Here is a 4973-nt window from a genome sequence, read left to right as displayed (position 1 = left end):
TCCGGCTGATGCAGCGCTCGGAGATCGGGGAACTCGCCGAGGCGTTCGGGAAGAAGCAGGTGGGCTCAAGCACGATGCCCCACAAGCGGAACCCGATCAAGAGCGAGCAGGTCTGCGGGCTTGCCCGGATCGTCCGGTCCGCGGTCGAACCCGCCTTGCAGAACAACGTCCTCTGGGACGAGCGCGACCTGACGAACTCATCCCCCGAGCGGGTGCTCTTCCCCGAGGCGTCGGTGCTGACCGACCATATCCTCAAGGTGATGATCGGCGTGATGGATGGCCTCGAGTTCAACAAGAAGAACATCCGAAAGAACCTGATGATGCTCCGCGGCGTGAACCTCGCCGAGTCGGTGATGATCGAACTGACGAAGCGGGGCATGAGCCGGCAGGAGGCCCACGAAGTGATGCGGACGGCGAGCATGCAGGCCCTCGACGAAGACCGCGACCTCGCTGAGGTGCTCGCCGGGCGGCCGGAGGTCACGGCGTTCGTCACCCGCGAGGAGCTCGACGCCCTCCTCGACCCGGACGCCTACATCGGGACGGCGGTCCGGCAGGTGGAGCGGCTGATCGAGAAACTCGCGCCGCTCTGCCGGTAAAGGGATCTCAGGCAGGGTGCGCCGCCGCATCCCGCTCGGTCGCTGTGATTCCGTGCAGGAGCCCGGCAGAGAGATCGCCAATCGGGTAGTAGCCGCCGTCGGCATGTTCCGCAATGGCCCTGCAGTAGCCGAGCCGGAACTCCAGGAAAGAGTTCCCCATCTCCTCGGTATCGATGACCACCGTACGGATGCCGTACGACCGGATTTCCTCGGCGATACCGACAATCTCCTGACGTACATCTCCCGCGAGAGGAACGTTCGCCCGACCGTCGGATACGACGACCATCATCGGGATCACCTCGCCGTTCTTCCGTCGCTCCTGCAGGAGGACCTCCATGCCTTTCATCAGGCCGGCACAAAGCGGCGTCTTTCCGCCGGTCGGGAGATCCTCCAGCTGTTTCTGCGCGAGATCGACGCTCGAGCAGAGCGGGAGGAGGATCTCGGCGCTGGTTCCCCGGAACGCCACAAGGCCGATCCGGTCGCGGTGCCGGTAGGAGTCCACCAGCATCGAAAGGACCGCGCCCTTGGCCGATTCCATCCGCATCATGGCTCCCATCGAACCACTGGCATCGACCACGAAGACGCACGCGACGGAAACCTTCCCCACCCGGACCCGCTCGCGGAGATCCTGCTCGCTGACAGCGACCGCCATCCCCTTCCGGTCGCGCACTGCCTGGTGCGGGGCGGCGGCCCGGAGTGTGGCATCGAGCGCGACATCACCGGTGCCGGCAGGATACCGCGCAGAAACATATTTTCCCGCGTTTCCCGCTGAAACCGTCTTGAACCGCCTCCCGGAAGCCCTCTGCCGCTCCCGGGTTTCCCGCCGCCCCGGCAGGCTTAGCTTTTCGACGTCGACCGGGTCTCCGACAGGAAGGACAGTTTCGTGCGCTGCACTCCCGCCGGAGGGGGGCGGCTCTCCATCATGCCCACCGGAGGGTCCGTCACCGGCCGCGCCGCCCCCGTCGTCCCGGGGAGCGTGGTCGTGCCCCTCCCCGGCGTTCTCCAGGGATCTGTCGAGCTCCTCCGGGTCGATCTTCGGCTCCTCGAACGGTTTCCGGCGCATCCGGTGCGGAAGCGCGAGCTCCATGGCTTCCCGGACGTCGTCACGGGTGACGACCGTCCGCTTTTCGAGAGCGGCGATCGTCTTTGCCGTGCGGACGACGGCGATGTCGGCGCGGTGGGTCCTGACCCCGAGCCGGATGCATGCCTTCACCACCGCATCCAGGAGGGCGTCGTCGACCGTGACGGAGGGGAGCAGCATCCGTGCAGCGACGATCTCCTCGCGCAACTCTTCCTGCGCCGCGCCGTATTCCTGCCGGCACCCTCCGGGATCGCGCTCGAACGTCTCGGCGGCCCTGATGACCGCCACACGCTGGGCAGGGTCCTCGATCCCTTCCACGGTCACCTGCAGCCCGAACCGGTCGAGCAACTGCGGCCGCAGTTCCCCCTCTTCCGGGTTCATGGTGCCGACCAGGATGAACCGGGCAGGATGGGAGAACGATATGCCTTCCCGCTCCACCACGTTGACGCCCATGGCGGCAGCATCGAGGAGGACATCGGCAACGTGGTCGTCGAGCAGGTTGACCTCGTCGATGTAGAGGATCCCGCGGTTGACCGCCGCGAGGATACCCGGATCGATGGCTACCCTCCCTTCACGGATCGCCCGCTCCACGTCGACGGTGCCCACCACCCGGTCTTCGGTCGCTCCAATCGGGAGATCGACGACGCGGACCCGGCGCCGCTCGACGTCCAGGTCCTCGCCTGCGGCCTTCTTCCCGGCGCAGGCAGTACACAGGCCGCCGTTGGGATCACAGTTATACGGGCAGCCCCGGACCGCATCGATCTCGGGAAGCACGTCGGCAAGCGCCCTGACCGCAGTGGACTTTGCGGTCCCTTTCTCGCCGCGGATGAGCACGCCGCCGATGCCCGGGTTGACGGCGTTGAGAAGGAGTGCACGCTTCATCGTCTCCTGGCCGACGATGGCGGTGAACGGAAGTACGTTCCTCCGTGCTGAATATGACATATTTTAGAATATGATGCAATTAATGTTAAAGAATTCCTATTTTGTAACAAAATACGGGCACAGTCCGGGCGTGGGCGGCCCTGCCCCCGCCCGGTAACGTGAGGTCTCAGAACTCTTCCGCGATGCCGTAGCCGTAGGACCGCAGCACCTGGCTCCCCCTCTGCTCCGGATACACGTTCAGCACGAGCCCCCGCAGTTCCAGGAACTCTTCGGCGGAGAGGAGTGTGATGGTCTGAAGCAGTTCTTCCTCGCCGGGATCCATCGACCAGGAGTGGATGTAGTAGGCATCGGGCAGCCCCTCCTGCTCGTGCAGATAGAGGTCCTTTCCGCGCGCGAACGCCCCGCCTGCGTCACCGCCCCGCGGGGCGAGGTAGAGCCAGGCATCACGGTCGGTGTCAAGGAAGATCTCGCCTTTCTCGGATCGAATGCATTTCTTCATAGTCAGTCACCTCTGCCCCGCCGGCCGTGCAGGGCGATTCGGCAGGCGGTGACGATGAACCCCGGAAGCCCGGTGAGGTGGCCATGGCTTTTCGGCGATTCTGCCACCGCCCGCCAGGCAGAGATAGAACGGCGAGTGATATATAATTTACTATTCTTAAGATTAAGTAATATAATATTAAATATTTGTAATACTTAGGTCCCCAGCGATGTCACCGTCCCTGATTTTCTCTGTCCGGCCGATCCCGGCTTCCCCGATGCCGGGTGGTGCCCCGGGAACCAACCGATACGAAAAAACCGGATTTGTCAAACCCCTTCCCCGCCTGTTCCTGGCGATAGCAACTCCCGGACACGACGGTTCACCGGACGCGCACCTGACGGTGCTCGAAGGACACTTCCAGAGGAGCATCCTACTGCGCACCTGACGATGCTCCTGCTCCTGTTCTTCGGTAGTGCCCTACGAAACAACTGGTCATCTGAGATCCCATTCGGGTGTTCCCGCTTGCATGCAATCGGGGCACGGCTTTCCATTGGGCTACGTACCTCCAGTGCTCGAGCTCCGTTCCTCGAAGCCTGATGGCTTCTCAAACTCCTGTCCTGCGGACAGTCGTTCCTACCGGAACGTCGCTAGTCCAAGACCTTCGGTCTTCTCCTGCTCCTGCCCCGCACCTTCGGTGCTCAAGCTCCTGACGTTCCGTCCGTCGCACCCTTCGGCCAGTCGCATATCGCCATGACTGCCCCCGCCCCTTAAGGGGCGGGGGAGGAGCGCGAAGCGCGGGTGGGGTGGGGTTGATGGGAGGTGCGGATGGTTGCGCGAGACAGGGGAGGGGAAGACCCCCTCAAAGCCTGATGGCTTCTCATGCTCCGCTCCTCCGGAGCATCGCACTCCCCGTCAGCCCCACCCCCATGGCGATAAACGACCGGCGGGACGGCGGGAGTTCGAGCATCGTCAGATGCGCTGGCTACCACGGTCCACGGCATGAGGACATGCTTGCGAGAAAAGGTCGAACTCAGGGACAGGCCGGGTCCGGCACCAATCTCGTCAGGAAAGAACGAAAGCCGGAATAGGGCTTTATCAGGGCCCGATAATGGAAATTTTCGGTCGAATTCGCCGAGATCGACTATCAGTTCTATGCTGGAGCACTACCGGTTCTTCTCACCTCACGGTGCTCACGCTCCCGCCCTCTGACCAGTCGCGTAACGAACCCCCGCATATCGCCATGCCTGCCCCCGCCCCCTGCGGGGCGGGGTGGAGGTCGATGAGAGGGGCAGAGCGTTGTGCGCTGGAGTAGGGGGCCATCAAACCGGAGGTGCGCATAATCTGATGGGCTTTGAACGTATTCTCAAAGGGAAAATGTTAAGTAATTTCAAAATAATCACAAACATGATTAAGATTATCAAGTTAAGTATTACGAAATCTCGCGTGATGCGATATTGCAATGGAAAAAATGTGCCGAACAGGATAGTGGTATGAATGCCGGCGAACTTCCTTGATCTCCATATCGTCGATCACTGCCAGCTGGCGTGCAGGCATTGCTATCTTCACAAAGGAAATACCTCGATGCCGCTGGAGATGATAAGAGCGGTAAGTACCGACTTCTTGCAGGCAGATCTTCCTCTTCCGCAGAGTACGATCATTTTGAGCGGCGGGGAGCCTCTTCTGCATCCGCAGTTTGGGGAAGTCTGCAGCATTGTACGAGGTTTGAATGGGTATGTTGCCCTGAGTTCAAACGGGATCCTTGTCCCACAATACATTGGTCTGTTCCGAAGAAATGACGGAATTCAGATCAGCATCGACGGAGACAATCGCGTTCACGATTTCATCCGTGGTGAAGGAAGTTATGAGAAAGCGGTGAGAGCGCTGCGGCTACTGGACGAGAACAACATTCGCCACAGCATCTCATTTACCGCCAACA

The 4973-nt window shown here is 61.7% G+C and carries 4 protein-coding genes; 2 read left to right on the top strand and 2 right to left on the bottom strand.

The genetic code is table 11. The features are described 5' to 3' along the window. Nucleotides 1-596 (top strand): lyase family protein (locus PLN84_RS12410; RefSeq protein WP_348532127.1); only part of this gene is annotated, 596 nt, incomplete at its 5' end. Nucleotides 597-603: 7 nt separating this feature from the next. Here PLN84_RS12410 and PLN84_RS12405 read toward each other — a convergent pair. Further along, nucleotides 604-2619, bottom strand: coding sequence for a magnesium chelatase subunit D family protein (locus tag PLN84_RS12405; RefSeq protein WP_292384985.1), 2016 nt, complete (start codon nucleotides 2617-2619; stop codon nucleotides 604-606). A gap of 106 nt (nucleotides 2620-2725) precedes the next feature. Further along, nucleotides 2726-3058, bottom strand: coding sequence for a hypothetical protein (locus PLN84_RS12400; RefSeq protein ID WP_292384987.1), 333 nt, complete (start codon nucleotides 3056-3058; stop codon nucleotides 2726-2728). A 1473-nt stretch (nucleotides 3059-4531) separates the two neighbouring features. Between PLN84_RS12400 and PLN84_RS12395 the strand changes: the two genes are divergently transcribed. Further along, nucleotides 4532-4973, top strand: a 442-nt coding sequence (locus tag PLN84_RS12395) for a radical SAM protein (RefSeq protein WP_348532126.1), incomplete at its 3' end; no start/stop codon positions are given.

Origin of the sequence: Methanoculleus sp., assembly GCF_035363275.1 — an archaeon.
Lineage (GTDB): Archaea > Halobacteriota > Methanomicrobia > Methanomicrobiales > Methanoculleaceae > Methanoculleus.
The sequence above is the reverse complement of the archived record's forward strand: the minus strand, read 5'-3'. Positions and strand labels throughout refer to the sequence as shown.